This window comes from Cellulomonas sp. P1_C4, assembly GCF_056406355.1.
The window spans coordinates 12,146-37,913 of sequence record NZ_JBFUAI010000004.1 but is presented as its reverse complement, the minus strand read 5'-3'; the positions used below and the strand labels follow the sequence as shown (position 1 = coordinate 37,913).

Genomic DNA, 25,768 nt, shown 5'->3' with positions numbered 1-25,768 from the left:
CCGCCCGAATCGGTTAGGTTGCTGTGAACAACCTGTCACCGCCGGAAGGATCTCGCGTGCTCACCACTCGGAGCCGTGCCCGCGGAGTCGTCGCCGCGGTCGTCGCCGGTGCACTCCTGGTCCCCGCGGCCGCCACGGCGCTCAGCGTCGCAGCGGCCGCGCCGGCCGAGGCCTTCAACGTGTGTGGTGTCACCGGCGACCCGACGCGGGGGTTCACCGTCCTCGTCGAGGGCAACGCCTCCCTGGGCGGATCGGAGATCGAAGGCACCCTCGCCGTCGGTGGCTCGCTGTCGTGGCAGTCCACGTTCGACGTGCGCCACTCGACCGGCCTGACACCACCGGACTACGTCCTGCCCACCCTCGACGTCGGTGGCACGACGCTGCCGGTGCGGGTCTCGGCCGGCGCGTACGACCTGGCCGGGTCGCAGGGCATCCTCCAGGTGGGCTCAGGGGCGGACCGATCGACCTGGCCCCGGGGCGAGATGCTGGCTGGCACCTCGACGTGGGCGACGGCCACGTTGCAGGGCCCGGCGGTGTTCATCGGAAACGGCACGGGCCAGGCGCGCGTCCTGCCGCCGCCGCCGGAGCCAGGCCTACCCATCGATGCATGGGTGGCCGCGCACATCGGACCGTTCGCGGTCGCGCCGCTGACCAGCGGTTTCCCGGCGCTCGACAACATCGCGGACGCCGTCTCGGTGCTGTCGGGCGCAGACGCCGGGATCTCCGCCGTGACCCTCAGCGGGAGCGGACCCGAGAGGCAGCTCACGCTCGTCCCCAACGAGCTCAACGTGCTGTCGGCGACGCCCGCGACCTTCGATGGCGTGACAGCACTGAACTTCATCGGGGGGGCCGTGCCGTCCGCCACCACGGGCCTGGTGATCCGGATGACCGGAGGGCCCCAGTTCGCCATCCCGCGGTTCAACGGAGCCAACAACTCGGGCACGAGCAACGTCTTCGCGCCGTACGTGCTCTGGAGCTACGCCAGCGCCGGCCCGCTGACGCTTGCGAGCCAGGACCGGATCACCGGGACCGTCCTCGCTCCGCGTGCGAACGTGACGATGCAGAACGCCAGCCCGCTCGAGGGCCAGCTGATCGCGTCGACACTGACCAAGCCGGGCGGCTCCGGCGAGATCCACCACTACGCGTACCTGGGGTGCATCCCGGCCGACGCCGCCCCGGTCGGCACGGTGCAGCTGAGCAAGACCCTGGTCGCGGACGGCACGTTCGACGCCTTGCCCGCCACCGTCGCCGTGCAGTACTGGCTCGACGGGGTCCGGCAGCAGCCCGACCTGTCGCTCGAGGTGGACGGCACCCCGCTCGGCCTGGCCTCCGTCGCGTCGGGCACGTTGGTCGAGCTCGCCGAGCCCGTACCGCCGACCGTCCCGGGGGGCGTCTGGCAGGCGCCCGTCTGGGCCGTCACGGGTGCGTCGACCGTCATACCCACCCAGGGGGGCGCGCAGGTCGCGTTCCGCGTCCAGGAAGGCGCGAAGGTGGAGGTCTCGCTGACCGACACCCTTCGCGGTCAGGGTCGGTTCAGTGTCGCCAAGTCCGTGGACGACGCCGGTCTCGGTGCGCCGGAGACCTTCAGCTTCCAGTGGTGGGTGGACGGCGTGCGGCAACCGGCGGACCTTGTCGTCGCCTCTGACGGCACCGTCCTCGGCCCGATCGACGTCGCGCCCGACAGCGTGGTCGAGCTGGTCGAGGTCCGGCCCGCGGATCCGGTCGGCGGCACGTGGACGGCCCCGACGTGGGCGGTCACCGGCGGCGCGAGCGCGACCCCCGAGCACGGCGGCTTCGCGTTCACCGTGGGTCGAGGCAGCGCTGTCAGCGCGGTGCGGGTCACGAACGTGGTCGATCCGGACGTCGTCCCGGCGCTCGGCGGCTTCGCGGTCAGGAAGGTCGTGGCCGGAGCGACGGACGCGGTGCCCGCGGGGGCGCTATTCACCGGGACGTGGTCGTGCAACGCGGCCGGCACCACAGGTACGTCATCCGGCACGTGGTCGGTGGCGTCCGGCGGCACGGTCGTCGTGGGCGGGTTCCCCGTCGGGACCGTGTGCACGGTGGCGGAGGACCCGGACCAGCCGGGCGGAGCGTTCACCAGCGTGCTCTCGCCCGCCGGCGGCCAGGTGGTCGTCGCGGCCGGAGACCCCGCGGTCGTCGGCCTCGTCACGGCGACCAACACGTACGCCGCCACGTTGCCCGACGGTGGCAGCACGCCTGGCGCCGGCACGCCTGGAGGCGCCGCGCCTGACGACGCTGCCGCACTCGCGGCGACCGGTGCGGACGGCGTGGGCAGCACGGCCCTGGCCGCGGTTCTCGCGCTCCTGCTCGGCGCGACGCTGACGCTCGCAGCTCGGCGCGCACGTACGCTCCGCGCATGACCGGTCCGCTTGTCCTGCGCGGCGGCGTCGTCGTCCCGGACGACGCCCTCGCGTGGCGCTTCTCCAGGTCGAGCGGGCCGGGCGGCCAGTCGGTCAACACCACCGACTCGCGCGTCGAGCTGACGGTCGACCTCGCGCGGATCCCGTGGACCAGCCCGACCCAGCAGGACCGTGTGCTCGCGCGGCTGTCGGGCCGGTTGCGCGGTCTGCTGCTCACCGTGAGCGCGCAGGAGTACCGGTCGCAGCTGCGCAACCGCGAKGCCGCGCTGACCCGCGTGCACGCCCTGCTCGACGACGCCCTCGCGCCCCCGGGGCCGACCCGCCGGGCCACCCGGCCCAGCCGCGGCTCGCAGGTGCGCCGGGTGCAGGGCGAGCAGAAGCGCCGGGCCGTCAAGGAGCTGCGCCGCCGCCCGCCGCTGGGCTGACGGGGAGGCTCAGGCCGGCGCGGCTCCGCCCGGCTCGGGCTCCACTCCCGATCCGCGGGCCTCGTCGCGGACGAGGCGCAGCCACAGCAGCACGGCGAACGCGCCGAAGATCCACCACTGAGCGGCGTACGCGAGGTTCTGGATGTTGAGGCCCGACCCGGGTTTGGTCGGAGGGTCGAGGAGCACCACCGACGACGCCTGCGTGGGGTCGGACGACGAGACGACCAGGTACCCGGTGTAGATCGGGCCGCCCCACGCGTTGAGCAGCTCGGCGGAGCTGATGCCGTCGGTGCGCCCGTCGGCGATCCCGTCCGCGGACTCCTCGGACGCCTGCAGGTACCCCGTGACGTCGACGCCCCCGGCGGGCGGCTGGTCGGCGTCGGCGGGCGTCGCCACCCACCCACGGACCACGGGCAGCACCGCTCCGTCGACGGTCCGCAGCGGGGTGAGGACGAGGAAGCCGGTCTCGCCGTCGTGCGCGCGGCCCGTCACCAGCAGCTGGCCGGCGGCGTCGTACGTGCCGGTCACCGAGACCTTGCGGCCGACGAGATCGCCGGTGAAGGTCGTCTGGGGTGCCAGGGCGTCCGCGAGCGGGACGGCGGGTGCGGCGACGAGCGCGGCGGTGCGCCTCTCCTCGGCGGCCGCGCCGTGCACCTGCGCGCGGTCGAGCTGCCAGACACCCAGGCGCGCGCACAGCGCAGCGGCCGCGAGCAGCAGGACGAGGAGCAGGAGCATGCGCGGCCGGACCGCGGCCCGCAGCATGGTCGTCGGGGGGCGTCGAGCCGCCTGCTCCCAGGCCGGCGAGGGCCGTGTCGGAGCAGCGGCACCCGGCTCCTGGGCAGCTGGCTGGGTGCGGGTGAGTGCGGCGGGATCGGTGCCGGAGCGGGCCTCCGGGGCGGTCGGCTGCCGGCTCACGCCGGACCCCGCGGCGCGCTCGCGCGCGACGGCTGCGGGGCTCTGCTCGGTCACGCCTCACGGTACCCCGCAGCGCGCACGCGACCGGAACCGGCTCAACCGCCCGCCGAGCCGCCCACAGCCCCGCTGACCTGCACACCCGTCCCCGAGCAGCGCCATCTGCCGTTCCGCGTGCGTTCTCCCACAGAATGCTGCACCCGACGGCGGAGTGCGGTTGTATGACAACAGGGCATGCGCGCGACGGCGGGACCAAGGTCCTCCGCTCGTCGCGAGGCCTGGGCAAGGCTGAGACCGGGCCGGCGGACACCGTCGGAGCGATAACTGGGGAGCGCGCATGACCACGACGACGTCGGCAAGCAGCACGTGGCAGACCGGGAGCGGGGAGGCGATCGACACCGAGACCCTGGCCCGCATCGACCAGTGGTGGCGGGCGGCGAACTTCCTCTCCGTCGGCCAGATCTACCTGCTGGACAACCCGTTGCTGCGTGAGCCGCTCACCCGCGACCACGTGAAGCCCCGCCTGCTCGGCCACTGGGGCACCACGCCGGGCCTGAACTTCCTGTACGCGCACCTCAACCGCGCGATCAAGGAGCGCGAGCAGTCGACGATCTACGTGACCGGCCCCGGCCACGGCGGTCCGGGCCTGGTCGCCAGCGCGTACCTCGACGGCACGTACTCCGAGTACTACTCGGACATCACCGAGGACACCGAGGGCATCCACCGGCTCTTCCGCCAGTTCTCGTTCCCGGGCGGCATCCCGAGCCACGTCGCCCCCGAGACCCCGGGGTCGATCCACGAGGGCGGCGAGCTCGGCTACGCGCTGAGCCACGCGTACGGCGCGGCGTTCGACAACCCGGACCTGCTGGTCGCCACCGTCGTCGGCGACGGCGAGGCGGAGACCGGCCCGCTCGCCACCAGCTGGCACTCGAACAAGTTCGTCAACCCGGAGAAGGACGGCGTCGTCCTGCCGATCCTGCACCTCAACGGCTACAAGATCGCGAACCCGACGGTGCTCGCGCGCATCCCGGACCACGAGCTCGAGTCGCTCATGGTGGGCTACGGCCACAAGCCGCACATGTTCGTCGCGGGCTTCGACGACGAGTCGCACGAGGACATCCACCGCCGCTTCGCCACGCTCCTGGACGAGGTGCTCGACGAGATCGCGGAGATCAAGCGCAGCGCGCACGCCGGCAACGAGCAGCGCCCGCAGTGGCCGATGATCGTGTTCCGCACGCCCAAGGGCTGGACCGGGCCCGACTACATCGACGGCAAGAAGACCACCGGCTCGTGGCGCGCCCACCAGGTGCCGCTGGCCAACGCGCGGGACACCCCGGAGCACCTGGACGTGCTGCGGCAGTGGCTGGAGTCGTACGGGGTCAACGAGCTGTTCGACGAGGGCGGTCGGCTGCACGACGACATCCGGGCGCTGGCACCCACCGGCCACCTGCGGATGAGCGACAACCCGAACGCGAACGGCGGGGCGCTGCTCAAGGACCTGCGCCTGCCCGACTTCCGCAAGTACGCGGTCGACGTGCCGGTGCCGGCAGGCTCGCTCAGCGAGGCCCCGCGCGTGCTGGGCGACTGGCTCACCGACGTCATCCGGCTCAACCCCGACAACTTCCGGATCTTCGGGCCGGACGAGACGGCGTCGAACCGCCTCCAGTCGGTGTTCGCGGTGACGGACAAGCAGTGGAACGCCGAGTTCTTCGGCGCCGACGTGGACGAGCACCTCGCGCGCGCCGGACGCGTGCTGGAGATGCTCAGTGAGCACCAGTGCCAGGGGTGGCTCGAGGGCTACCTGCTCACCGGCCGCCACGGGCTTTTCAACTGCTACGAGGCGTTCATCCACATCATCGACTCGATGTTCAACCAGCACGCTAAGTGGCTGAAGGTCACCAACGACATCCCGTGGCGACGGCCCATCGCGAGCCTGAACTACCTGCTGTCCAGCCACGTCTGGCGCCAGGACCACAACGGCTTCAGCCACCAGGACCCCGGGTTCATCGACCACGTGGTGAACAAGAAGGCCGACGTCATCCGGGTGTACCTGCCGCCGGACGCGAACACGCTGCTGTCCACGTACGACCACTGCCTGCGCAGCCGGCAGTACGTCAACGTGGTCGTGGCGGGCAAGCAGCCGGCCCCGAACTTCCTGACCATGGACCAGGCGATCGCGCACTGCACGCGCGGCCTGGGCATCTGGGACTGGGCGGGCACGGAGGTGGCGGGCGAGAAGCCCGACGTCGTCCTCGGGTGCGCGGGCGACGTGCCCACCCTCGAGGTGCTGGCGGCGGCCGACATCCTGCGGCGCGAGCTGCCGGACCTCAAGGTGCGCGTGATCAACGTGGTCGACCTGATGCGCCTGCAGGACGCGCGGGAGCACCCGCACGGGCTGTCCGACGCGCAGTTCGACGGGCTCTTCACCGAGGACAAGCCCGTGATCTTCGCGTACCACGGGTACCCGTGGCTCATCCACCGGCTCACCTACCGCCGCCACGGGCACGCCAACATCCACGTGCGCGGGTACAAGGAGGAGGGCACGACGACGACGCCGTTCGACATGGTCATGCTCAACGACCTCGACCGGTTCCACCTCGTCATCGACGTCATCGACAACGTGCCGCACCTGCGCACGGCCCAGGCCAACCTGCGGCAGAAGATGGTCGACGCCCGGCTCCACGCCCGCGAGTACACCCGCGCGCACGGCGACGACCTGCCAGAGGTCCGCGACTGGGTGTGGCCCGACGCGCAGGACGCCGCCGACGCGGGGCAGGTGGCCGCCACGATCTCGACGGGCGGCGACAACGAGTAGCACGACCTTCGCCGTGGGGCGGGCGCAACCCGCCCSCCCCACGGCTCCGTTCCACCAGCTCCAGGAGACGCCGACGTGGCCCGCAGCATCTACGTGACCTCCCCCGAGGGGGACTCCGGCAAGTCCATGCTCGCGCTCGGGCTGGTCGACCTCCTCGCGCGCACCGTGAAGCGCGTCGGGGTGTTCCGGCCCGTGGCGCGCTCGACCGACGTGCGCGACTACGTCCTCGAGCTCCTGCTCCAGCACGACGGCGTCGACCTGACGTACGACGAGTGCGTCGGGGTGACGTACGAGCAGGTGCTCGACGACCCCGAGCAGGCCCTCGCCCAGATCGTGTCGCGGTACCACGACGTCGAGCGCCGCTGCGACGCCGTGGTGGTCGTCGGCACCGACTACACGGACGTGGCGGGGCCGACGGAGCTGGCGTACAACGCCCGCATCGCGGCCAACCTCGGCGCCCCGGTGGTGCTGGTGATCAACGGCGGGCACCGTAAGCCGGCGGTCGTCGCGCAGGTGGCCGACGTCGTCGTCACGGAGATGACGGCCAACCATGCGCAGGTGGTGGCGATCGTCGCCAACCGGTGCGCTCCGGGCTCGGTGAGCGGCGTGCGCGACGCACTGCGGGCCGGGACCGGTCTGCCGGCGTGGGCGGTTCCGGAGAACCCGCTGCTCACGGCACCGACCGTCCGGCAGCTCAGCGAGGCGGTGCACGGCACGCTCATCGCCGGCGACGAGACGCTGCAGTCCCGCGAGGTCCTCGACGTGCTCGTCGGGGCGATGTCGTTCGAGCACCTGCTGAGCAGGCTGACGGACGGTGCGGTCGTCATCACGCCGGGCGACCGCTCGGACGTCCTGCTCGGCCTGCTGGTCGCGCACCAGGCCGAGGGCTTCCCCTCGCTCGCCGGGATCGTCCTCAACGGCGGCTTCCGACCCGCGCCGCTGATCGCCCGCCTGGTCGAGGGCATCGGCAGCCGGCTGCCCATCATCAGCACTGAGCTGGGCACGTTCCGGTCCGCGAGCGCGGCCGCGGACACCCACGGCCACCTGACCCGCGACTCGCAGCGCAAGATCGACACCGCGCTCTCGCTGTTCGAGCAGCACGTCGACGGGGCCGCGCTGCTGGCCGCCCTCGACGTCGAGCGGCCCGAGGTCGTCACGCCACTGATGTTCGAGTTCGCGCTGCTGGACCGCGCCCGCGCCGACCGCAAGCACGTCGTCCTGCCCGAGGGCGAGGACGACCGGATCCTGCGGGCGGCGTCGACCCTCCTGCAGCGCGGCGTCGCGGACCTCACGATCCTCGGCGAGGAGCCCTCGATCCGGGCGCGCGCCACCGAGCTGGGCCTGGACCTCGACGCCGCGGCGATCATCGACCCGCGCTCCAACGACCTGCTCGAAGGCTTCGCCGCGCAGTACACCGAGCTGCGCAAGCACAAGGGCATGACCGTCGAGCGGGCGCGGGAGATCGTCACCTCGGTCTCCTACTTCGGCACGATGATGGTCCAGCTCGGCCTGGCGGACGGCATGGTCTCCGGGGCCGCGCACACCACGGCGCACACGATCAAGCCGTCGTTCGAGATCATCAAGACCACGCCGGGCGTCTCCAACGTGTCGAGCGCGTTCCTCATGTGCCTCGAGGACCGCGTGCTCGTCTACGCCGACTGCGCCGTGATCCCCGACCCGACAGCGGAGCAGCTGGCGGACATCGCCATCTCGTCGGCGGGCACCGCGGAGCAGTTCGGCATCGAGCCGCGGATCGCCATGCTGTCCTACTCGACAGGCGAGTCGGGCTCGGGCGCCGACGTGGAGAAGGTGCGCGCGGCGACCGCGCTCGTCCGGGAGCGCCGGCCGGACCTGTCCGTCGAGGGCCCGATCCAGTACGACGCCGCCGTGGACGCCTCGGTGGCCAAGACGAAGATGCCGGACTCGGCGGTGGCCGGGCGGGCGACGGTGTTCATCTTCCCCGACCTCAACACCGGCAACAACACGTACAAGGCCGTGCAGCGCTCCGCCGGCGCCGTGGCCATCGGCCCTGTCCTGCAGGGCCTGCGCAAGCCGGTCAACGACCTGTCGCGCGGCGCGCTCGTGCAGGACATCGTCAACACGGTCGCGATCACGGCCATCCAGGCCCAAGCAGAGGAACCCTCGTGAGCCCCCACACTGTGTCCGACGACGTGCTCGGCGCGCACGGCAGCGTGCTCGTCGTGAACTCGGGCTCGTCGTCGATCAAGTACCAGCTGGTGAACCCGCTGGACGGCGAGGCGATCGCGTCGGGCCTCGTGGAGCGGATCGGCGAGGACGAGGGCACGGTCAAGCACACCTACGCCGGCAGCACGACCGAGCGCAGCGACCCGATCGCGGACCACGGCGCGGGGCTGCGGGCGGTGCTGGCGCTGTTCGACGAGGTCGGTCCGGACCTCACGCACGCGCACGTGGTCGCGGTCGGCCACCGGGTCGTGCACGGCGGCGCGGTCTTCGGCACCCCCGTGATCGTCGACGACAAGGTCGTCGAGCAGATCGACGCCCTGTCTCCCCTGGCGCCGCTGCACAACCCGCCGAACCTCACCGGCATCCAGGTCGCGCGCGAGCTGCTGCCCGACGTGCCGCACGTGGCGGTGTTCGACACCGCGTTCTTCCGGACGCTGCCCGAGGCGGCTGCGACCTACGCGATCGACCGGGAGGTCGCAAGCGAGCACGGGATCCGGCGGTACGGGTTCCACGGGACGTCGCACCAGTACGTGTCGGGCAAGGTCGCGCGCGTGCTCGGGCGGCGGGTCGAGGACCTCAACCAGATCGTGCTGCACCTCGGCAACGGCGCGTCGGCGTCGGCCGTCCGCGGCGGCGTCGCGGTCGAGACGTCGATGGGCATGACCCCGCTCGAGGGACTCGTCATGGGCACGCGCTCGGGCGACCTCGACCCCGCCGTCCTCATCCACCTGCAGCGCAATGCGGGTCTGTCGGTCGACGAGGTCGACGACCTGCTCAACCGCCGCTCGGGGCTCAAGGGCCTCGCGGGCGAGAACGACTTCCGCGAGTTGCACGCGCTCGTCGACGCCGGCGACGAGAACGCGTCGCTCGCGCTCGATGTGTACCTGCACCGGCTGCGCAAGTACATCGGCGCGTACGTCGCCGTGCTCGGGCGGGTCGACGTCATCACGTTCACGGCCGGCGTCGGCGAGAACGACGACATCGTCCGCGCCCGTGCACTCGCAGGGCTGGAGCCGCTGGGCATCGTGGTCGACCCGGAGCGCAACGCCGGCCGCAAGAAGGAGCCGACGACCATCTCGCCCGACTGGACGAGCATCCGGGTCATGGTGGTGCCGACCAACGAGGAGCTGGCCATCGCGCGCCAGGCGGTCGCGACGATCGAGGCCGCCGGCTACGAGGGCACCAGCGACGAGTCGGACCCGGCGCCGGCGGCGACGGGCCACGCCTGACCTGCCCTTACGGCAGCCGGAGCGCCTTCATCGCGCGCAGGGCCTCGGTGTAGACCCGGGGCCACGTCTCGGTGCCGAGGTCGAAGAGCCGGTGCAGGCCGATCCCCGGTGCGCCGAGCACGCCGTGGACGCCGTGCTGGACGGCGACCGTCTGGGTCCGCGTCGTCTCCCAGAGACCCTCGCGGCCGTGCCGGTGCCCGATGCCCGACGCGCCGACCCCGCCCTGCGGCGCGCCGACCGACCCCCAGGTCGCGACGTACGCCTCGTTGACGTTGACCGACCCGGCGTGCACCCGCTCGGCCAGGGCAGCGCCGCGGCGCGTGTCCGCGGTCCACACGCTGGCGTTGAGGCCGAACTCGCTGTCGTTCATCGCGGCGATCGCCTCGTCGTCGGACGCGACCCGGTAGATGCTCACCACCGGTCCGAAGGTCTCCTCGCGGGCCAGCCGCGCCTCGTTCGGGACGTCGGTCAGGATCGTCGGCTCGTAGAACCACGGTCCGAGGTCCGTGCGGTGGACTCCTCCGGCGAGCACGGTCGCGCCGTGCCCGACGGCGTCCTCGACGTGCTCGACGACAGTGGCCAGCTGGGCGGCGGAAGCCAGCGACCCCACGTCCGACCGGTAGTCGAGCCCGGAGCCGAGACGCAGCGCGCGGGTGCGGCGGACGAACGCCTCCGTGAACGCGTCGGCCACGTCCTCGTGCACGTAGATCCGCTCGATGCTCACGCAGACCTGTCCGGTGCCGACGAACGACGCCCGCACGGCTCCMTCGGCGACGACCTCGACGTCCACGTCCTCCGCGACGTACATCGGGTTCTTGCCGCCGAGCTCCAGGGTGACCGGCACCAGCCGCTCCCCCGCCTGCGCGGCGACGATCCGACCGGTGCGCGTCGAGCCGGTGAAGCTCACGTGGTCGACGTGCTCGACCACCGCGGCGCCGACCGTCGGCCCGTCGCCGACGACCACCTGCAGCAGCCCGTCGGGCAGGCCCGCCTCCTCCAGCAGCTCCGCGGCCCACAGAGAAGTGAGGGCCGTCTGCGGGTCGGGCCGCAGGATGACCGCGTTGCCGGCGACCAGGGCCGGCAGCGCGTCGCCGAGCGTGAGCGTCAGCGGGAAGTTCCAGGGCGCGATGATGCCGACCACGCCGACGGGGTGCCGCAGGACGCGGGTCGTCGTGAGGCCCGGGATCAGGCCCTGGACGCGGCGCGGGGCCAGGTACCGACCGGCGCGCGCGGCGTAGTGCCGCGCGACGATGGCGATGTCGCAGACCTCCTCGAACGCCGAGACCCGCGCCTTGCCCGACTCCACCTGGATGAGGTCGAGCACGTCGCTCTGCCGTTCGAGCACGAGGTCGTGCACGCGGGACAGCACGGCCGTCCGGTCACGCAGCGGCCGGGCCGCCCACAGCCGCTGCGCCGCGCGGGCGGCCTTCGCGGCGCGCGCGACGTCTTGCGGCGTGGACAGCGGGATCGCGGCGATCGGGCCGCCCGTGAACGGGGCGTGCGACGTGAACACCTCGGCGCCTGGTGACGCGACGACGCGTCTCAGGAGCGGGCGGACGTCGTCCGGCTCGAGCACGTACGTCGCGAGCGGGTCGGTCTCGGGGTCGTGGAGCTCGGTGTGTCCCGGGTCGTGCGCCATAGGGGCGAGGGTACGCGCGGCTCCTGGGGAAACCGCGCGCCGCGCCTACAGGCCCAACGTGTCCCGCACGTCCGCCTGCAGCAGCCCGACCACGGCGGCCCGCCCCTCGGCCGCCGACGGTGCCGCGAGCGCGGCGGCCGCCATGGTCGCGCACTCGGCCGTCGTGTGGTGGCGCATCGCGTACCGGACCGCCGGCACGGCTCCGGCCGACATCGACAGGCTGGTCACGCCGAGCCCGACGAGCACGAGCGCGAGCACGGGGTCGGACGCGGACTCGCCGCAGACCCCGACCGGCTTGCGGGCGGCGCGGCCGGCACGTGCCGTGGCGTCCACCAGGTCGAGCACGGCGGGCTGCCACGGGTCGAGCAGGTCGGCCAGCTCGCCGCGCAGCCGGTCCGTCGCCATCGTGTACTGCGCCAGGTCGTTGGTGCCCAGGGAGACGAAGTCCACCTCGGCGAGGATCTCCTGCGCACGCAGGGCGGCGGCGGGCACCTCGATCATGACGCCCACCGTGGCGACCCCCGCCGCACGCGCCCGGGTGGCGAACTCGCGCGCCTCGGCGGCCGTGGCGATCATCGGCGCCATGACCCACGGGGTCGTGCCGGTGGCGGTCTGCGCGTGGGCGAGGGCCTCGAGCTGCGTGTCCAGCAGCTCCGGATGCGTCCGGACCAGGCGGTAGCCGCGGACGCCGAGCGCGGGGTTCTCCTCGTCGGGCTGGGTCGCGAACGCCAGCGGCTTGTCGGCGCCGGCGTCGAGCGTGCGGACGACGACCTTGCGGTCTCCGAACGAGCGCAGCACCCGGGTGTACACCGCGGCCTGCGCCTCCTGCGTCGGGGCCACGGCGCTCTCCAGGAACAGCACCTCGGTCCGGAACAGGCCGACGCCCTCGACACCGCCGCCGGACACGCGCGCGGCGTCCTCGGCCGTGCCGATGTTGGCCAGCAGCGCGACCGCGTGACCGTCGGCCGTGCCTCCCGGAGCCGTGTCCGACGCGAGCGCGGTCTCCACCTCGGAGCGCCGGACCAGCTCGGCGCGCAGCGCGTCGTCCGGGTCCACCGTCAGGGTGCCGTCCGCCGCGTCGACCGCGACGTCCGTACCGTCGTCGAGAGCTGTCGCCCCCGCCACCCGCACCAGGCACGGCAGGCCCAGCTGCCCCGCGATGATCGCGGTGTGGCCGGTCGGGCCGCCCAGCTCGGTGACGATCGCGAGCACGTTGGCCAGGTCGAGCGCAGCGGTGTCGGCGGGCGCCAGGTCCTTGGCGACGATGACCGAGGGTCGGTCGAGCGCCGGCACGCCGGGAGCCGGCAGGTCCATGGCACGCGCGACGACGCGGTCGCGGACCGAGCGCAGGTCCGTGACCCGCTCGGCGAGGTAGCCGCCGGCCTGCTGGAACATCGTCGCGAACATCTCCACCACGGCGTCGATCGCGCCCACCACCGCCTCGCCCGCGTCGATCCTGGCGAGCACGCCGCTGCGCAGCGCCTTGTCGTCGGCCATCTGCGCGGTCGCCGCCAAGACGTCCTTCACCGTGCCGGTGGACCGCCCCGACTGCTCGCGCAGCGCCGCGGCCACGTCGGCGAAGGCGGACTCCACGACGCCGTGCGCGGTCGCGGCGTCGGCCGGGACCCCGTCGACCAGCAGGGGCGCGTCGGCCGCGACGTGCGGGGCGGGCCGCACCTGCGCGACGGGTCCGACGATCGCTCGCCRGCCGACCCCGACGCCCTGGAGCACATGGGGGGCGCCGACGGCGGGGGCGCTCACGATGCCTCCTCCGCGTCCAGGTCGGTCGCCAGCAGGTCGACCAGGCCGTCGAGCGCCTCGTCGGCACCCTCACCCTCGGCCTCCAGCGTGACCTCCTCGCCGCTCGGGACACCGAGCGACATGACGAACAAGATGCTGCCGGCGTCGACCGGCTCACCGCCCGGGCGGGCGATGGTGACGGGCAGCCCGGTCTCGGCGACGGCCTGCGTGAACAGCATCGCGGGGCGGGCGTGCAGGCCGACGCGGGAGGCGACGACGACGGTGCGCTGAGGCATGACGGTTCTCCGATCGAGGGTGCCGGCGACTGTGCCGGCAGGGGGACGGGTGGCGAGGGACGGGATCAGGCGGTCGCGGCGGCGAGCGCCTGGGCATCGGCTTCCTGCTCGGCCTTGACGAACTCGTTGGTCCGAGCGCTCTTGAGGGCAACCACGAGCACGGTCGTGACGACCATGCCGACGGCGACCGCCATGAGGAACCCGAGCGGGTTCGAGATGAGCGGCAGCACCCAGATGCCGCCGTGGGGGGCGCGCTGACCGGAGCCGACGGCCATGACGAGGGCACCGGTGACGCTCGAGCCGACCAGCGAGGACACGATGACGCGCCACGGGTCGGCCGCGGCGAACGGGATCGCACCCTCGGAGATGAACGACAGACCGAGCAGCCAGGCCGCCTTGCCGTTCTCGCGCTCGGCGTGCGTGAAGAGCTGCTTGCGCACCACGGTCGCGAGCGCCATGGCCAGCGGGGCCACCATGCCGGCCGCCATCACCGCGGCCATGATCTGGTACTGCACGGCGTCGGTGGCGAGGCCCTCGGTGGCCAGACCGGTCACCGCGAAGGTGTACGCGACCTTGTTGATCGGGCCGCCGAGGTCGAAGCCCATCATCGCGCCGAGCAGGGCGCCGAGCAGCACGAGGTTGGCGCCGGAGAGGCTGTTGAGCCAGTCGCTCAGGCCGGTCATGAGGCTCGCGATCGGCTGCCCGATGATGAGGAACATCACGAGCCCGACGACGAACGACGACAGCAGCGGGATGACGACCACGGGCATCACGCCACGGACGCCCTTCGGCACCTTCCAGCGGCTGATCCAGAGCGCCACGAAGCCGGCGAGGAAGCCGGTCACCAGGCCGCCGAGGAAGCCGGCGCCGACGGCGACGGAGATCGCGCCGCCGACGAAGCCGGGCACGAGGCCGGGCCGGTCGGCGATGCCGTACGCGATGAAGCCGGAGAGCACGGGGACCAGGAACGCGAACGCCACCTTGCCGGTCTGGAACAGCAGCGCCGCCCAGTCCATACCGCTCGCCGCGTTGAAGTCGTTGAGCAGGTGGTCGACGGTGATGTTGGTGACGTCGATGACGCCCTGGGCGCCGCCCGCGAACTGGGCGACCATGAACCCGAGGGCGATGAGGATCCCGCCGGCGGCGACGAACGGGATCATGTAGCTGACGCCGGTCATCAGCCACTGACGGATCTTGGTGCCGGCGCCCGCGTTGCGGTCCACCTTCGTCGCGGGACCTGCGGCCACGGGGGCGGCGGGACCACCGGCGGGCACGCCCGCCTCGACGGCCGCGACGGCCGCCGCGATGACGCCCGGGGCGTCGTGCACGGCCTTCTTCACGCCGACGTCGATGAAGGGCTTGCCGGCGAAACGCTCCTTGTCCTTGACCTCGAGGTCCGCGGCGTAGATGACCCCGTCGGCCGCGGCGATGATCGCCGGGTCCAGCGGCGTGGAGCCGGCGGCGCCCTGGGTCTCGACGTGGACCTCGTGGCCGGCCGCCTTGCCGGCCTGCTCGAGGGCCTCGGCGGCCATGTAGGTGTGCGCGATGCCCGTGGGGCAGGAGGAGACGGCGACGAGCTTCATGAGGGGACCACCTCTCGGGTGACGATGTCGGCGACCGTGGTGGGGTCGGTCGCCTCCTTGAGCGACGTGCGGAACGACTCGTGGACCAGGCGACGGGCGAGCGCCGCGAGGATCTTGAGGTGGTCGCCGTCGCCCTCGGTGGGCGCGGCGATGAGGAAGACGAGGGTGGCCGGGCCGTCCGGGGCGCCGAAGTCGACGCCCGCGGCCACCTTGCCGACGGCGAGGCTCGGCGCGGTGACGAAGCTCGAGCGCGCGTGCGGCAGGCCGATCCCGCCGGGCATGCCGGTGGCCATCTGCGCCTCGCGGGCACGCACGTCGGCGTGGAACCCGTCGGCGTCCGTGACGCGGCCCGCCCGGAAGAGCAGGTCGATCAGCTGACGGGTCGCGTCGTCGCGGTCCGTGGCGACCAGGTCGACGGCGACCAGTTCCGGGGTGATCAGCGGGGTGCTCATGTCACAGCTCCTTGAGGGCGAGTCGGGCATCGGGGTTCTCGATGACCTGGACGGCGCCCAGGTCGATGTCGGTGGGGTCGGGGACGGCTGTGCCGGGCAGCAGCACGGCGGCGCGGCCGAAGGCGACGGCGGTCCGGAGGCGGTCGCCGCCGGACCCGTCGGCGACGAGGAAGCCGGCCAGGGTCGAGTCGCCGGCGCCGACGGTGGACAGCGGGACGATCGACGGGCCGCCGGCCCACCAGGCGCCGTCGGCCACGACGAGCATCGCGCCGTGGGCGCCGAGGCTGACCAGGACCGCCCGGCTGCCGGCGTCGAGCACCTCGTGCGAGGCGTCGACGACGTCCCCGACGGTGACCAGCTCCCGGCCGACCAGCTCGGCCAGCTCCTCGTCGTTGGGCTTGACCAGGGTCAGCCCGCCGGAGCGGACCGCGCGGGCCAGCGGGACCCCTGAGGTGTCGAGCGCGAAGGGGACCGCGTAGCGGGCGGCGAGGCCGGCCAGCTGGACGAAGAACGTCTCGCCCGCGCCGAGCGGCAGGCTGCCCGCGCCGACGAGGGCACGCGGCTGCGTCACCAGCTGGGCCTCGACGGCCGCGAGGAGCGCGTCGACCTCGTCGGGCGTGAGCTTCGGCCCGGGGGCGTTGACCTTGGTGGTCGTGCCGCCGCGCTCGACGAGCGTGAGGTTGGTGCGCGTGTCGCCGTGCACCGGCACTGCCACGGCGGGGACGCCGTGCTCGTCTAGCAGCTCGACCAGGCGGCGACCGTCGGCCCCGCCGGTCGGCAGCACCGCGAGCGACTCGACGCCGTGTCGGACCAGGACGCGGGAGACGTTGATGCCCTTGCCACCCGGGTGGACGTGTGCGGCGTCGGCGCGGTTGACCTCGCCCACCTCGAGCCTGTCCAGCTCGAGGGCGCGGTCGAGGCTCGGGTTGGGGGTCAGCGTGACGATCATGCCGTCACCACCCGGGGGCCGGCGGCCTCGAGCTCCTCGACGAGCTCCGGCTCGACGCCCGAGTCCGTGATGACGGTGTCGATGGCGGACAGCGGAACCACGTGCGCGAACTCGACGCGCCCGATCTTCGAGTGGTCCGCCAGCACCACGGTCCGGCGCGCGTTGGCGACCAGCGCCCGCTTCACCGAGGCCTCCGCCAGGTCGGGCGTGGTCAGCCCGTGCTCGACGCTCAGCCCGTTGGTGCCCAGGAAGGCGACGTCCGCGTGGATGTCGGCCAGCTCCCGCTCGGCCCACGAGCCGACCGCCGCGAGCGTCCGACCGCGAACAGTGCCGCCGACGAGGTGCAGGGTGATGCCGGGCCGCATCGCCAGCACCATCGCGACCGGCAGCGCGTGGGTGACCACGGTCAGCTCCCGGTCCGTCGGCAGCAGCTCGGCGAGCCGCACGGTCGTGGTGCCGGCGTCGAAGATCACCGCGCCGCCGTCCGGGACCTCGTCGAGCGCCGCCTTCGCGATCCGCTCCTTCTCCCCCGCGAACTTGCCCTCGCGGTCGGCGATGCCGGGCTCGAAGCCCAGCCGCTCGACCGGGATCGCCCCGCCGTGCACCCGCCGCACCAGGCCGTGCCGCTCGAGGACCGTGAGGTCCCGGCGGATGGTCTCGGGGGTGACGTCCAGGTCCTCGGCCAGCCGGTTGACGTCGACCCGACCGTCGGCGCGGGCCGTGGCGAGGATCTGCTGGTGTCGCTCCGGTGCGTACACATCGACTCCGTCGTCCGCTGCGCCGACCAGGTCGTCGACGTCCAGTGGCTCCAGAGTGCCCTCACTCACACCGCCGTGTCAAGCAATTCGGACAAACTCGGCGGCAAACAGACGTTGATTCGGGCATCACGCCTGGTCACGGTGGGGGGCTCCTCGGCAAACGGACATGCACGAACGCCCGGCTGCGCCCGTTTCGGGCGCCGCCGGGCGTCTGGTCGTGCGTGGTGCTGCGGGTGCCGGTCAGTGCGGCTGGTACGGGCTGACGACGACCTCGACGCGCTGGAACTCCTTGAGGTCGGAGTAGCCCGTGGTGGCCATCGCGCGCTTGAGGGCGCCGATCAGGTTGAGGGTGCCGTCCGCGGTGTGGCCCGGGCCGAAGAGGATCTGCTCGAGCGAGCCAGCGGTCCCGACCTCGACGCGCTCGCCCCGCGGGAGCTGCGGGTGGTGCGCCTCGGGACCCCAGTGCCAGCCGCGACCGGGAGCCTCGGTCGCCCGGGCGAGCGCCGCGCCGAGCATGACCGCGTCAGCCCCGCACGCGACGGCCTTGACCAGGTCGCCGGACCGGCCCACGCCGCCGTCGGCGATCACGTGCACGTACCGGCCGCCGGACTCGTCGAGGTAGTCCCGGCGCGCGGCGGCCACATCGGCGACCGCCGACGCCATCGGCGCGTGGATGCCGAGCGACAGGCGCGTGGTGTGCGCCGCGCCGCCGCCGAACCCGACGAGCACGCCCGCCGCGCCGGTCCGCATGAGGTGCAGGGCGGCCGTGTAGGTGGACGCGCCGCCAACGATGACCGGCACGTCGAGCTCGTAGATGAAGCGCTTGAGGTTGAGGGGTTCCGCGCGGCCCGAGACGTGCTCGGCGGAGACCGTGGTGCCGCGGATGACGAACAGGTCGACCCCGGCGTCGACGACGGTGCGCCAGAACTCGTTCGTGCGCTGCGGGGAGAGGGCGCCGGCCACGGTGACGCCCGCGGCGCGGATCTCCTTGAGCCGGGCGGTGATGAGCTCGGGCTGGATCGGGGCCGCGTAGATCTCCTGCATGCGGGAGGTCGCCCGCGCGCTGTCGAACGTGGCGATCTCGGCGAGCAGGGGCGCGGGGTCCTCGTACCGGGTCCACAGGCCCTCGAGGTCGAGCACGCCGAGCCCGCCGGCCTGACCCAGCGCCACGGCCGTGGCCGGGCTCATCACGGAGTCCATGGGGGCCGCGATGATCGGGAGGTCGAAGTGGTAGGCGTCGATCTGCCAGCCGACCGAGACCTCCTCGGGGTCACGGGTCCGCCGCGACGGGACGACCGCGACGTCGTCGAAGGAGTACGCGCGGCGTCCGCGCTTGCCGCGGCCGATCTCGATCTCGTTGCTCACCGGACCAGGCTACCGGCGTGCGGTCCCGCCCCCGCCCAGTGGGCCGGGCCGTGCGTGTCCGATCTGCGGCACGCGGGTGGCCCTCCCCGGCCATGTCGGTGCCCGGTGCCATCCTGGCCACGCACGGGATCAACCGAAGGACGAGAGCGGGACACCATGGGCTGGACGGACGGGCCACTGCTCGGCTTCGACACCGAGACCACGGGCGTCGACGTCGACAACGACCGGATCGTCACCGCGGCCCTGGTGCGTCGCGACGAGTCGGGCACGCACGTGCGCAGCTGGCTCATCAACCCCGGCGTCGAGATCCCGGAGGCCGCGGCCGCCATCCACGGCGTGAGCACTGAGCACGCCCGCGAGCACGGCCGCCCGCCGCGTGAGGCACTGGAAGAGATCGCCGCCGACCTGGCGGAGGCGTTCCGCGGCGGCGTGCCGGTCGTCGCGTACAACGCCGCGTTCGATCTCTGCCTGCTCGACGCCGAGCTGCGGCGCCACAAGCTCAAGACCCTCCCCGACCGGCTCTGCAGCGAGGCGCGGCCGGTGATCGACCCGCTGGTGCTCGACCGCCACGAGGACCAGCTCCGGCGCGGCAAGCGCAAGCTGGTCGACCTGTGCGGCTACTACCAGGTGGTCGAGTCGGGCGCCCTGCACACCGCCGACGTCGACGTCGTCGCCACCCTCGACGTGCTCGAGCGGATCGTCGGGCGCTTCCCGCACCTGGCCACTCTCGACCTCGACACGCTGCACGAGTACCAGTCGACGGCGCACCAGGCCTGGGCCGACGGATTCAACGCCTGGCGCGCCGAGCAGGGATTCGACGGGCCCGGAGCCTCCGGGGTCTGGCCCACCCGGGAGCCTGTCGGCACCCTCTGGTGAGACGGTTCGCATATCGCTTCTGAGTTCGAATCCCCTGCTCACGCCGGTTCTGACCGATTCGATCGCGCACATCACAGTGGCGATATCTCATCCATGAGTTAACGTCGACACCATGACCACGACGACCACCCCCGTCCCGACGAGCACCGGCGCCTTCCCCGTCGTCCAGGACCAGCTCGCGCACGTCGGCTCCCTGGTCCGCTCGGCGCGCCAGCACCGGGGCCTGACGCAGACGCAGCTGGCGGAGCGCCTAGGCACCAGCCAGTCGGCCATCCACCGCATCGAGCAGGGCGCGCAGAACGTCAGCCTCGAGATGCTCACGCGCATCGGCGCGGCGCTCGACTCCCCCATCGTCACGCTCGGCGGACCGCAGCGGACGCACCTGCGGGTGCACGGCGGCCAGACCCTGAGCGGCCGCATCGACGTGAACACCAGCAAGAACGGCGCGGTCGCCCTGCTGTGCGCCTCCCTGCTCAACCGTGGGACCACGCGGCTGCGGAACGTCGCCCGGATCGTCGAGGTGGACCGCATCGTCGAGGTCCTGCGCTCCGTCGGGGTCCGCGCGACGTGGTCCACCGACGGTCGCGACCTCGAGATCGTCGTCCCCGAGCACCTCCAGCTCGACGCGATCGACGTCGACGCCGCCCGCCGGACCCGGTCCATCATCATGTTCCTCGGGCCGCTGCTGGGCCTCGAGGACGAGTTCCGGCTCCCATACGCCGGCGGCTGCGACCTGGGTACCCGGACCGTCGAGCCGCACCTCATCGGCCTGCGGCCCTTCGGCCTGGACGTCACGGCGACCGCCGGCGACTACCACGCGCTGGTCAGCCGCGGCGGCGCGAGGGACCTTGCGGTCGTCCTCACCGAGCGCGGCGACACCGTCACGGAGAACGTCATCATGGCCGCCGCGCGGCGCGAGGGCGTCACCACCATCCGCAACGCCAGCCCCAACTACATGGTCCAGGACTTGTGCTTCTACCTGGAGCTGCTGGGCGTGCGGATCGACGGCATCGGCACCACGACCCTGCACGTGCACGGTCTGGCCGACATCGACGCCGACGTCGAGTACGCCGTCTCCGAGGACCCGGTGGAGGCGATGAGCCTGCTCACCGCGGGGATCGTCACGGGCTCCGAGATCACGGTCGGCCGGGTGCCCATCGAGTTCATGGAGATCGAGCTGGCGACCTTGGCCGAGATGGGCCTGCGCTACACGCTCTCGGAGGAGTACTCGGCAGCCAACGGCCGCACCCGGCTTGTCGACGTCACCGTCCACCCCAGCGACCTGGTGGCGCCGATCGACAAGATCCACCCGATGCCGTTCCCGGGGCTCAACATCGACAACCTGCCGTTCTTCGCCGCGATCGCCGCCTGCGCGCAGGGTTCCACCCTGATCCACGACTGGGTGTACGAGGGACGCGCCATCCACCTCACCGACCTCACACGGCTCGGCGCCGACGTGCGGCTCCTCGACGCCCACCGCCTGCAGGTGTCCGGCCCGACCCACTGGTCGGGCGCCGAGGTCTCCTGCCCGCCGGCGCTGCGTCCGGCGGTCGTCATCCTGCTCGCCATGCTCGCCGCCAAGGGCACGTCCGTGCTGCGCGACGTCGACATCATCGCCCGCGGCTACGAGCAGCTGCAGGACCGCCTGGTGGAGCTGGGCGCGCAGATCGAGACCTTCCGCGACTGACACGTCCTGGCCCCCGGCACCTCACACCAGCCGTCCGGCAGCTCGGACCATCTCCGCAGATCAGCGCATCTCGGCAGCTCGGCGCTTCTCGGCAGCTCGGCGCTTCTCGGCAGCTCGGCGCATCTCGGCGCTCACCTCCGGCGCCGACCGACCCTGTGCCCAGCACCGCCGCCCATGCACCCGCACCGGGTACCAGGCACCGGGCACCGCCGACTCCCCCCGCCGTCGGCCCCGCCGGGGCGAGCGGGCCTGCTCGTCTCGCGGCGCTCGTCGTGGCGCGTCAGGTGCGTAGTGGTTGTCCGTGTCGGTCGGCGAACCGCCATCGGCCTGAGTGGTCGCGGGTGATCTCGATGCCTCGGTCGTGGACGACCTCGTGGTGGTGCCAGCACAGTAGGCAGCCGGTGCGCACGTCGGTCGAACCGCCGTCGCGGTGCCAGTGCTCGGTGTGGTGGACCTCCGACATGGCCGGTGGTGCGTCGCAGTCTGGGTACTGGCAGTGCTGGTCGCGGGCGATGATCGCCCGGCGTTTGGCGCCGGTGTAGGTGCGTTCGGTGCGTCCCACGTTCAGCACCTGCGACTGGGGTCCGAACACGACCCGGGTGATCGCCGAGTCACATACCAACCGGGCCAGCACGCTGTCCGGGATCGGACCGGTGCCGACCAGCTCCGCGACCGCGAACCGCTCGACGTCCCCGACGCTCAGGGGCAAGCCCGGCGACGAGACATCGCCGACTGGTGGCGGGCCGCTCGGCGGCGCGACGACGCCCGTGCTCACGTTCTGCGGCTCGCCCGTGGTGGCCGACCCGCCGCCGGACGTCCCGCCCGACCCGCCGCCGGACGCCCCGGCCGAACCGCCGCTGGATGCCCGGGCGCCGGACGGGCGGCCGCCGGGGGCTCGGTCCAGGGCACGGTGCAGGGTCTCGAGGTCGACCACGGCGGTGATGTGGGGGCGGTGGGTCCCGGTCGCGCCGGTCAGGTCCCGGTCCAGGACCAGCCGGGTCAGGTTCACCAACGCACCCGCGCGACGCCGCCCGGCCGGCTCCCCCGCACTGTCCGCGGACGTGGTCGCCACCGCGGACAGCGCCGCCTGCAACGCGTGGCCGTGCTCCGTGGTCAGGAACCCGCGCACGTGGCACCCGTCCATCGTCTGGGCCAACGTCAGGAACTCACGGTCCGTCGCCTCCACATACCCGCGCTCGTCCGCGGCCGGATCCGCATGCGCCGCCCAGCGGCGAGCGAGCAGCTGGAACCGCGAGACCGGAAGCGCTTGCGCGAACTCCAGCAGGAATTGCTCCCCGCACTCGTCGGCGGGCGCCGCCAGCGCCGCACGGCGGTCCTCGGTGTTCGCCACCGCCGCGATCGCGTGCGCCGCCTCCACCGGCACCGTCCCGGCCACGGCCTCGCTCGCGGTGGCGGCCAGGTCGTCCCGGAACGCCCGCCCGAGCGTCACCAGGCGCTTCGCTTGCCCGTGCGTGACCCGCCCCTGCGCCGCCAACCACGTCGTAATCGAGCGGGCACCATCGAGGGTCCACCACCCGTCGGCTTCCACCACCGGCACCACCCGCGCCGCGATCGCAGACAGTCGGCCCGCCACCGCTAACGCCTCCCGCACCACCTCGACCGCAGCCGCGCCCTCCAGGCGGCCCGCCGCCGTCGAAGGATCCGAGGCAACCGCCAACGCATCGACCGCCGACCTCAACGCCGCCAGCGCGACCGCCGCCGGCGCGCCCACGCCCGTCCCCGGTGACCCGCCGACCGTGGCAGCCGGCCCGTCCGGCTCGGCCGACCCGGTCGACCCGGTCGAGCCGGTCGAGGTGGTCGAATGGGCAGACGCAGAGCCGGCATCGCCACCACCCTCGTCGATCGACACAGCGAGCCACCTCCTTCGCGCCACCCGGACAGGCCCCGAGAATCGAGCCCCGACAATCCCGCCACAAAGAAGTCTCCCAGGCACCACTGACATCCATTGCGACATTTGCTCGCATCATGCGACAAGTCGCGAATCAGCATCACCGCAGTTCAGCGCGTCATCGAGCCGCCCACAGCCCCAAATCCGGAACATTTCATCCACAGGATAATGGACGACGAAGAATGCCGACCGACGCCAGACGAATGCAATCTTCGGCGCCGCGGAAAGTCAGGGCACGGTCCAGGTCGACGTCGACGAGCGCACGCATGCAGTCGGGCCGGGCTCACCGAACCCGCAGCGTCACCGTCATCGCGTGGGAGTCCTCCGGATCAACGACGGTCGTCGGCTCGAGTCCCGCCTCGACCGCGAGCGCCTCAAACCGGGCCGGCGTGTACCAGTGCAGGAGCCACACGCGCTCGGCCACCTCGACGGCCCCGTCGACGGACCGCTCGTACCGCAGCGTCGTCCGGCGGGTTCGCGCGGCGAGATCCAGCTCCTCGTCGATCACGGCGAAGCGCAGCACCGCCCCGTCGCTCCGGACCTCGCGGAACACGCCGACCTGCGACGCGGGCGTCGGACCCGGCACGAACAGCGGCACCAGCGCCGTGCCGTCGTCCGTCAGGTGCGCCCGGATCGCGCGCAGCGCCCGCAGGGCGACGTCGTCGTCGGCAAGGAGGTTGAAGGTGGCGCCGGCCAGGAAGATCGACCGGTACCGCCGCGGCAGATCGAGATCCTCCATGCGCTGCCGGTGGACGGTGGCGGTCAGTCCCCGACGAGCGGCCGCGCGCAGCAGGCGGTCGAGCATGTCGGCGGACGAGTCCACGCCGTCGACGTCGTGCCCGAGCGCTCGCAGGTCGAGGAGCGGGTCCCCGTCGCCACAGCCGAGCTCGAGGGCGGGCTCGCCGGACGCACGGATGAACGAGGAGTACGTCGAAGGGTCCGACGTGAACGACCGCAGCGGCGAGTACAGCTCCGCGACGAGCCCGGTGTAGAAGTCGGCCGGGTCGGACAACGCCGTGTCAGCGGCCGGTGTAGTTCGGCGCCTCGACGGTCATCTGGATGTCGTGCGGGTGGGACTCCTTGAGCCCGGCCGCGGTGATCCGGATGAACTTCCCGCGGTCCTGCAGCTGCGGGATGGTGTGCGCGCCGACGTAGAACATCGACTGGTGCAGGCCACCGATCAGCTGGTGCGCGACGGCGGACAGGGGGCCGCGGTACGGCACCTGCCCCTCGATACCCTCAGGGACGATCTTCTCGTCGGAGGACACGTCGGCCTGGAAGTACCGGTCCTTGGAGTAGGAGACCCGGCCGCGGGACGCCATCGCCCCGAGCGAGCCCATCCCGCGGTAGTGCTTGAACTGCTTGCCGTTGACGAACACGAGCTCGCCCGGCGACTCGTCGCAGCCGGCCAGGAGCGAGCCGAGCATCACGGTGTCCGCGCCGGCCACGAGGGCCTTGGCGATGTCCCCGGAGTACTGCAGGCCGCCGTCGCCGATGACCGGCACCCCGGCCGGCTTGCAGGCGCGCGCGGCGTCGTAGATCGCCGTGACCTGCGGGACGCCGACGCCGGCGACGACGCGGGTGGTGCAGATGGAGCCCGGCCCGACGCCGACCTTGACGGCGTCGACGCCGGCGTCGACCAGCGCCTGCGCGCCCGGGGTCGTCGCGACGTTGCCGCCGATGACCTGGACGTGGCGGGTCGACGGGTCGGACTTGAGCCGGCGCACCATGTCGAGCATGAGGCGCGCGTGCCCGTTGGCGGTGTCGACGACCAGTGCGTCGACCCCTGCCTCGACGAGCGCGGTCGCCCGCTCCCACGCGTCCCCGAAGAACCCGATCGCGGCGCCGACGACCAGCCGCCCCTCGCCATCCTTGGTCGCCTCCGGGTACTGCTCGGACTTCACGAAGTCCTTGACGGTGATGAGGCCACGCAGGATGCCCGCGTCGTCCACCAGCGGGAGCTTCTCGATCTTGTGCTTGGCCAGCAGGGCGGCCGCGTCGTCGCGCGCGATGCCGACGGGTGCGGTGACCAGCGGCATCGGCGTCATGATCTCGCGCACGCGGCGGGTCTCGAACTCGCCGCCGGGCACGAAGCGCAGGTCGCGGTTCGTGATGATGCCGAGCAGCAGCCCGTTCTCCGCGATGACGGGCAGCCCCGACACCCGGTAGATGCCGCACAGGTGGTCGAGCTCGGCCAGCGTCGCGTCCGGACCGACCGTGACCGGGTCCGTGATCATTCCCGACTCGGAGCGCTTCACCAGGTCGACCTGGTGCGCCTGGTCCTCGATGGACAGGTTGCGGTGCAGGATGCCGATGCCGCCCTGGCGCGCCATGGCGATGGCCATGCGCGACTCGGTGACGGTGTCCATCGCGGCCGACAGCAGCGGCACGCGCACGGAGATCTCGCGCGTCAGGCGCGAGGACGTGTCCACCTCGCTCGGGATGACGTCGGTCTCCCCCGGCAGGAGGAGCACGTCGTCGTAGGTGAGCCCGATGCGGGCGAACGGGTCGGCAGGCGAGTGCTCCGTCATCCGGCAAGGATACGTG

The 25,768-nt window shown here is 72.7% G+C and carries 19 protein-coding genes; 7 read left to right on the top strand and 12 right to left on the bottom strand.

Features of this window, described 5'->3' with window-relative positions:
• The first annotated feature begins 56 nt into the window (after nucleotides 1-56).
• Together AC1DYZ_RS03930 and arfB are read left to right on the top strand one after the other, a co-directional pair.
• Nucleotides 57-2,381, top strand: a complete 2,325-nt coding sequence (locus AC1DYZ_RS03930; protein WP_477063907.1) for a collagen-binding domain-containing protein — start codon at nucleotides 57-59, stop codon at nucleotides 2,379-2,381.
• Nucleotides 2,378-2,806: an alternative ribosome rescue aminoacyl-tRNA hydrolase ArfB gene (arfB, locus tag AC1DYZ_RS03925; protein WP_477063906.1), complete on the top strand. Its 429-nt coding sequence runs from the start codon at nucleotides 2,378-2,380 to the stop codon at nucleotides 2,804-2,806. Before AC1DYZ_RS03930 ends, arfB begins: the two co-directional genes overlap by 4 nt.
• 9 nt (nucleotides 2,807-2,815) lie before the next feature.
• On the opposite strand, the gene AC1DYZ_RS03920 is transcribed toward arfB, so the two are convergent.
• Nucleotides 2,816-3,775, bottom strand: coding sequence for an SURF1 family protein (locus AC1DYZ_RS03920; protein ID WP_477063905.1), 960 nt, complete (start codon nucleotides 3,773-3,775; stop codon nucleotides 2,816-2,818).
• Nucleotides 3,776-4,055: 280 nt separating this feature from the next.
• On the opposite strand from AC1DYZ_RS03920, the gene AC1DYZ_RS03915 reads away from it, so the two are divergent.
• The 3 genes from AC1DYZ_RS03915 to AC1DYZ_RS03905 all read left to right on the top strand — a co-directional run bounded on the left by AC1DYZ_RS03915 (nucleotide 4,056) and on the right by AC1DYZ_RS03905 (nucleotide 9,967).
• Entirely contained in the window at nucleotides 4,056-6,533 is a 2,478-nt protein-coding gene (locus tag AC1DYZ_RS03915; protein WP_477063904.1) for a phosphoketolase family protein, read from the top strand.
• A gap of 75 nt (nucleotides 6,534-6,608) precedes the next feature.
• The gene (pta, locus tag AC1DYZ_RS03910; protein ID WP_477063903.1) at nucleotides 6,609-8,681 is read left to right on the top strand and encodes a phosphate acetyltransferase; all 2,073 of its coding nucleotides are present in this window, start codon (nucleotides 6,609-6,611) and stop codon (nucleotides 8,679-8,681) included.
• Entirely contained in the window at nucleotides 8,678-9,967 is a 1,290-nt protein-coding gene (locus AC1DYZ_RS03905) for an acetate/propionate family kinase (RefSeq protein WP_477063902.1), read from the top strand. The genes pta and AC1DYZ_RS03905 overlap by 4 nt, the downstream gene beginning before the upstream one ends.
• A 7-nt stretch (nucleotides 9,968-9,974) precedes the next feature.
• On the opposite strand, the gene AC1DYZ_RS03900 is transcribed toward AC1DYZ_RS03905, so the two are convergent.
• The 8 genes from AC1DYZ_RS03900 to AC1DYZ_RS03865 form a co-directional block, all read right to left on the bottom strand.
• The gene (locus AC1DYZ_RS03900) at nucleotides 9,975-11,606 is read right to left on the bottom strand and encodes a succinic semialdehyde dehydrogenase (protein WP_477063901.1); all 1,632 of its coding nucleotides are present in this window, start codon (nucleotides 11,604-11,606) and stop codon (nucleotides 9,975-9,977) included.
• A gap of 45 nt (nucleotides 11,607-11,651) precedes the next feature.
• On the bottom strand, nucleotides 11,652-13,367 hold the full coding sequence (gene ptsP, locus AC1DYZ_RS03895) for a phosphoenolpyruvate--protein phosphotransferase (protein WP_477063900.1): 1,716 nt from the start codon (nucleotides 13,365-13,367) through the stop codon (nucleotides 11,652-11,654).
• On the bottom strand, nucleotides 13,364-13,642 hold the full coding sequence (locus tag AC1DYZ_RS03890; protein ID WP_370504995.1) for an HPr family phosphocarrier protein: 279 nt from the start codon (nucleotides 13,640-13,642) through the stop codon (nucleotides 13,364-13,366). The genes ptsP and AC1DYZ_RS03890 overlap by 4 nt, the downstream gene beginning before the upstream one ends.
• 65 nt (nucleotides 13,643-13,707) lie before the next feature.
• On the bottom strand, nucleotides 13,708-15,225 hold the full coding sequence (locus AC1DYZ_RS03885) for a PTS fructose transporter subunit IIC (protein WP_477063899.1): 1,518 nt from the start codon (nucleotides 15,223-15,225) through the stop codon (nucleotides 13,708-13,710).
• The gene (locus AC1DYZ_RS03880) at nucleotides 15,222-15,677 is read right to left on the bottom strand and encodes a PTS sugar transporter subunit IIA (RefSeq protein ID WP_477063898.1); all 456 of its coding nucleotides are present in this window, start codon (nucleotides 15,675-15,677) and stop codon (nucleotides 15,222-15,224) included. Before AC1DYZ_RS03880 ends, AC1DYZ_RS03885 begins: the two co-directional genes overlap by 4 nt.
• Before the next feature lies 1 nt (nucleotide 15,678).
• Nucleotides 15,679-16,626 (bottom strand): 1-phosphofructokinase, encoded by a 948-nt coding sequence (gene pfkB, locus AC1DYZ_RS03875; RefSeq protein ID WP_477063897.1) that lies wholly within the window; start codon nucleotides 16,624-16,626, stop codon nucleotides 15,679-15,681.
• On the bottom strand, nucleotides 16,623-17,384 hold the full coding sequence (locus tag AC1DYZ_RS03870; RefSeq protein WP_477064047.1) for a DeoR/GlpR family DNA-binding transcription regulator: 762 nt from the start codon (nucleotides 17,382-17,384) through the stop codon (nucleotides 16,623-16,625). Before AC1DYZ_RS03870 ends, pfkB begins: the two co-directional genes overlap by 4 nt.
• Before the next feature lie 240 nt (nucleotides 17,385-17,624).
• Nucleotides 17,625-18,749, bottom strand: coding sequence for a GuaB3 family IMP dehydrogenase-related protein (locus AC1DYZ_RS03865; protein ID WP_477063896.1), 1,125 nt, complete (start codon nucleotides 18,747-18,749; stop codon nucleotides 17,625-17,627).
• Between the two features lie 156 nt (nucleotides 18,750-18,905).
• On the opposite strand from AC1DYZ_RS03865, the gene AC1DYZ_RS03860 reads away from it, so the two are divergent.
• Both AC1DYZ_RS03860 and AC1DYZ_RS03855 read left to right on the top strand, forming a co-directional pair.
• Nucleotides 18,906-19,625, top strand: a complete 720-nt coding sequence (locus AC1DYZ_RS03860) for an exonuclease domain-containing protein (RefSeq protein ID WP_477063895.1) — start codon at nucleotides 18,906-18,908, stop codon at nucleotides 19,623-19,625.
• A gap of 112 nt (nucleotides 19,626-19,737) precedes the next feature.
• The gene (locus tag AC1DYZ_RS03855) at nucleotides 19,738-21,312 is read left to right on the top strand and encodes a helix-turn-helix domain-containing protein (protein ID WP_477063894.1); all 1,575 of its coding nucleotides are present in this window, start codon (nucleotides 19,738-19,740) and stop codon (nucleotides 21,310-21,312) included.
• Between the two features lie 280 nt (nucleotides 21,313-21,592).
• Here the strand turns inward: AC1DYZ_RS03855 and AC1DYZ_RS03850 are convergent, their stop codons facing one another.
• From AC1DYZ_RS03850 to guaB, 3 genes are all read right to left on the bottom strand, one after another.
• Nucleotides 21,593-23,182, bottom strand: a complete 1,590-nt coding sequence (locus AC1DYZ_RS03850; RefSeq protein WP_477063893.1) for an HNH endonuclease signature motif containing protein — start codon at nucleotides 23,180-23,182, stop codon at nucleotides 21,593-21,595.
• Nucleotides 23,183-23,504: 322 nt separating this feature from the next.
• Entirely contained in the window at nucleotides 23,505-24,233 is a 729-nt protein-coding gene (locus AC1DYZ_RS03845) for a class I SAM-dependent methyltransferase (RefSeq protein WP_477063892.1), read from the bottom strand.
• A gap of 7 nt (nucleotides 24,234-24,240) precedes the next feature.
• Nucleotides 24,241-25,752 (bottom strand): IMP dehydrogenase, encoded by a 1,512-nt coding sequence (guaB, locus tag AC1DYZ_RS03840; RefSeq protein WP_477063891.1) that lies wholly within the window; start codon nucleotides 25,750-25,752, stop codon nucleotides 24,241-24,243.
• Nucleotides 25,753-25,768: the final 16 nt, after the last annotated feature.

What these genes read in the sequence shown, in the direction of transcription:
- AC1DYZ_RS03880 (WP_477063898.1), bottom strand. Translation starts at nt 15,677, where the DNA reads ATGAGCACCCCGCTGATCACCCCGGAACTGGTCGCCGTCGACCTGGTC.
- AC1DYZ_RS03885 (WP_477063899.1), bottom strand. Translation starts at nt 15,225, where the DNA reads ATGAAGCTCGTCGCCGTCTCCTCCTGCCCCACGGGCATCGCGCACACC.
- guaB (WP_477063891.1), bottom strand. Translation starts at nt 25,752, where the DNA reads ATGACGGAGCACTCGCCTGCCGACCCGTTCGCCCGCATCGGGCTCACC.
- AC1DYZ_RS03890 (WP_370504995.1), bottom strand. Translation starts at nt 13,642, where the DNA reads ATGCCTCAGCGCACCGTCGTCGTCGCCTCCCGCGTCGGCCTGCACGCC.
- AC1DYZ_RS03860 (WP_477063895.1), top strand. Translation starts at nt 18,906, where the DNA reads ATGGGCTGGACGGACGGGCCACTGCTCGGCTTCGACACCGAGACCACG.
- pfkB (WP_477063897.1), bottom strand. Translation starts at nt 16,626, where the DNA reads ATGATCGTCACGCTGACCCCCAACCCGAGCCTCGACCGCGCCCTCGAG.
- AC1DYZ_RS03915 (WP_477063904.1), top strand. Translation starts at nt 4,056, where the DNA reads ATGACCACGACGACGTCGGCAAGCAGCACGTGGCAGACCGGGAGCGGG.
- AC1DYZ_RS03855 (WP_477063894.1), top strand. Translation starts at nt 19,738, where the DNA reads ATGACCACGACGACCACCCCCGTCCCGACGAGCACCGGCGCCTTCCCC.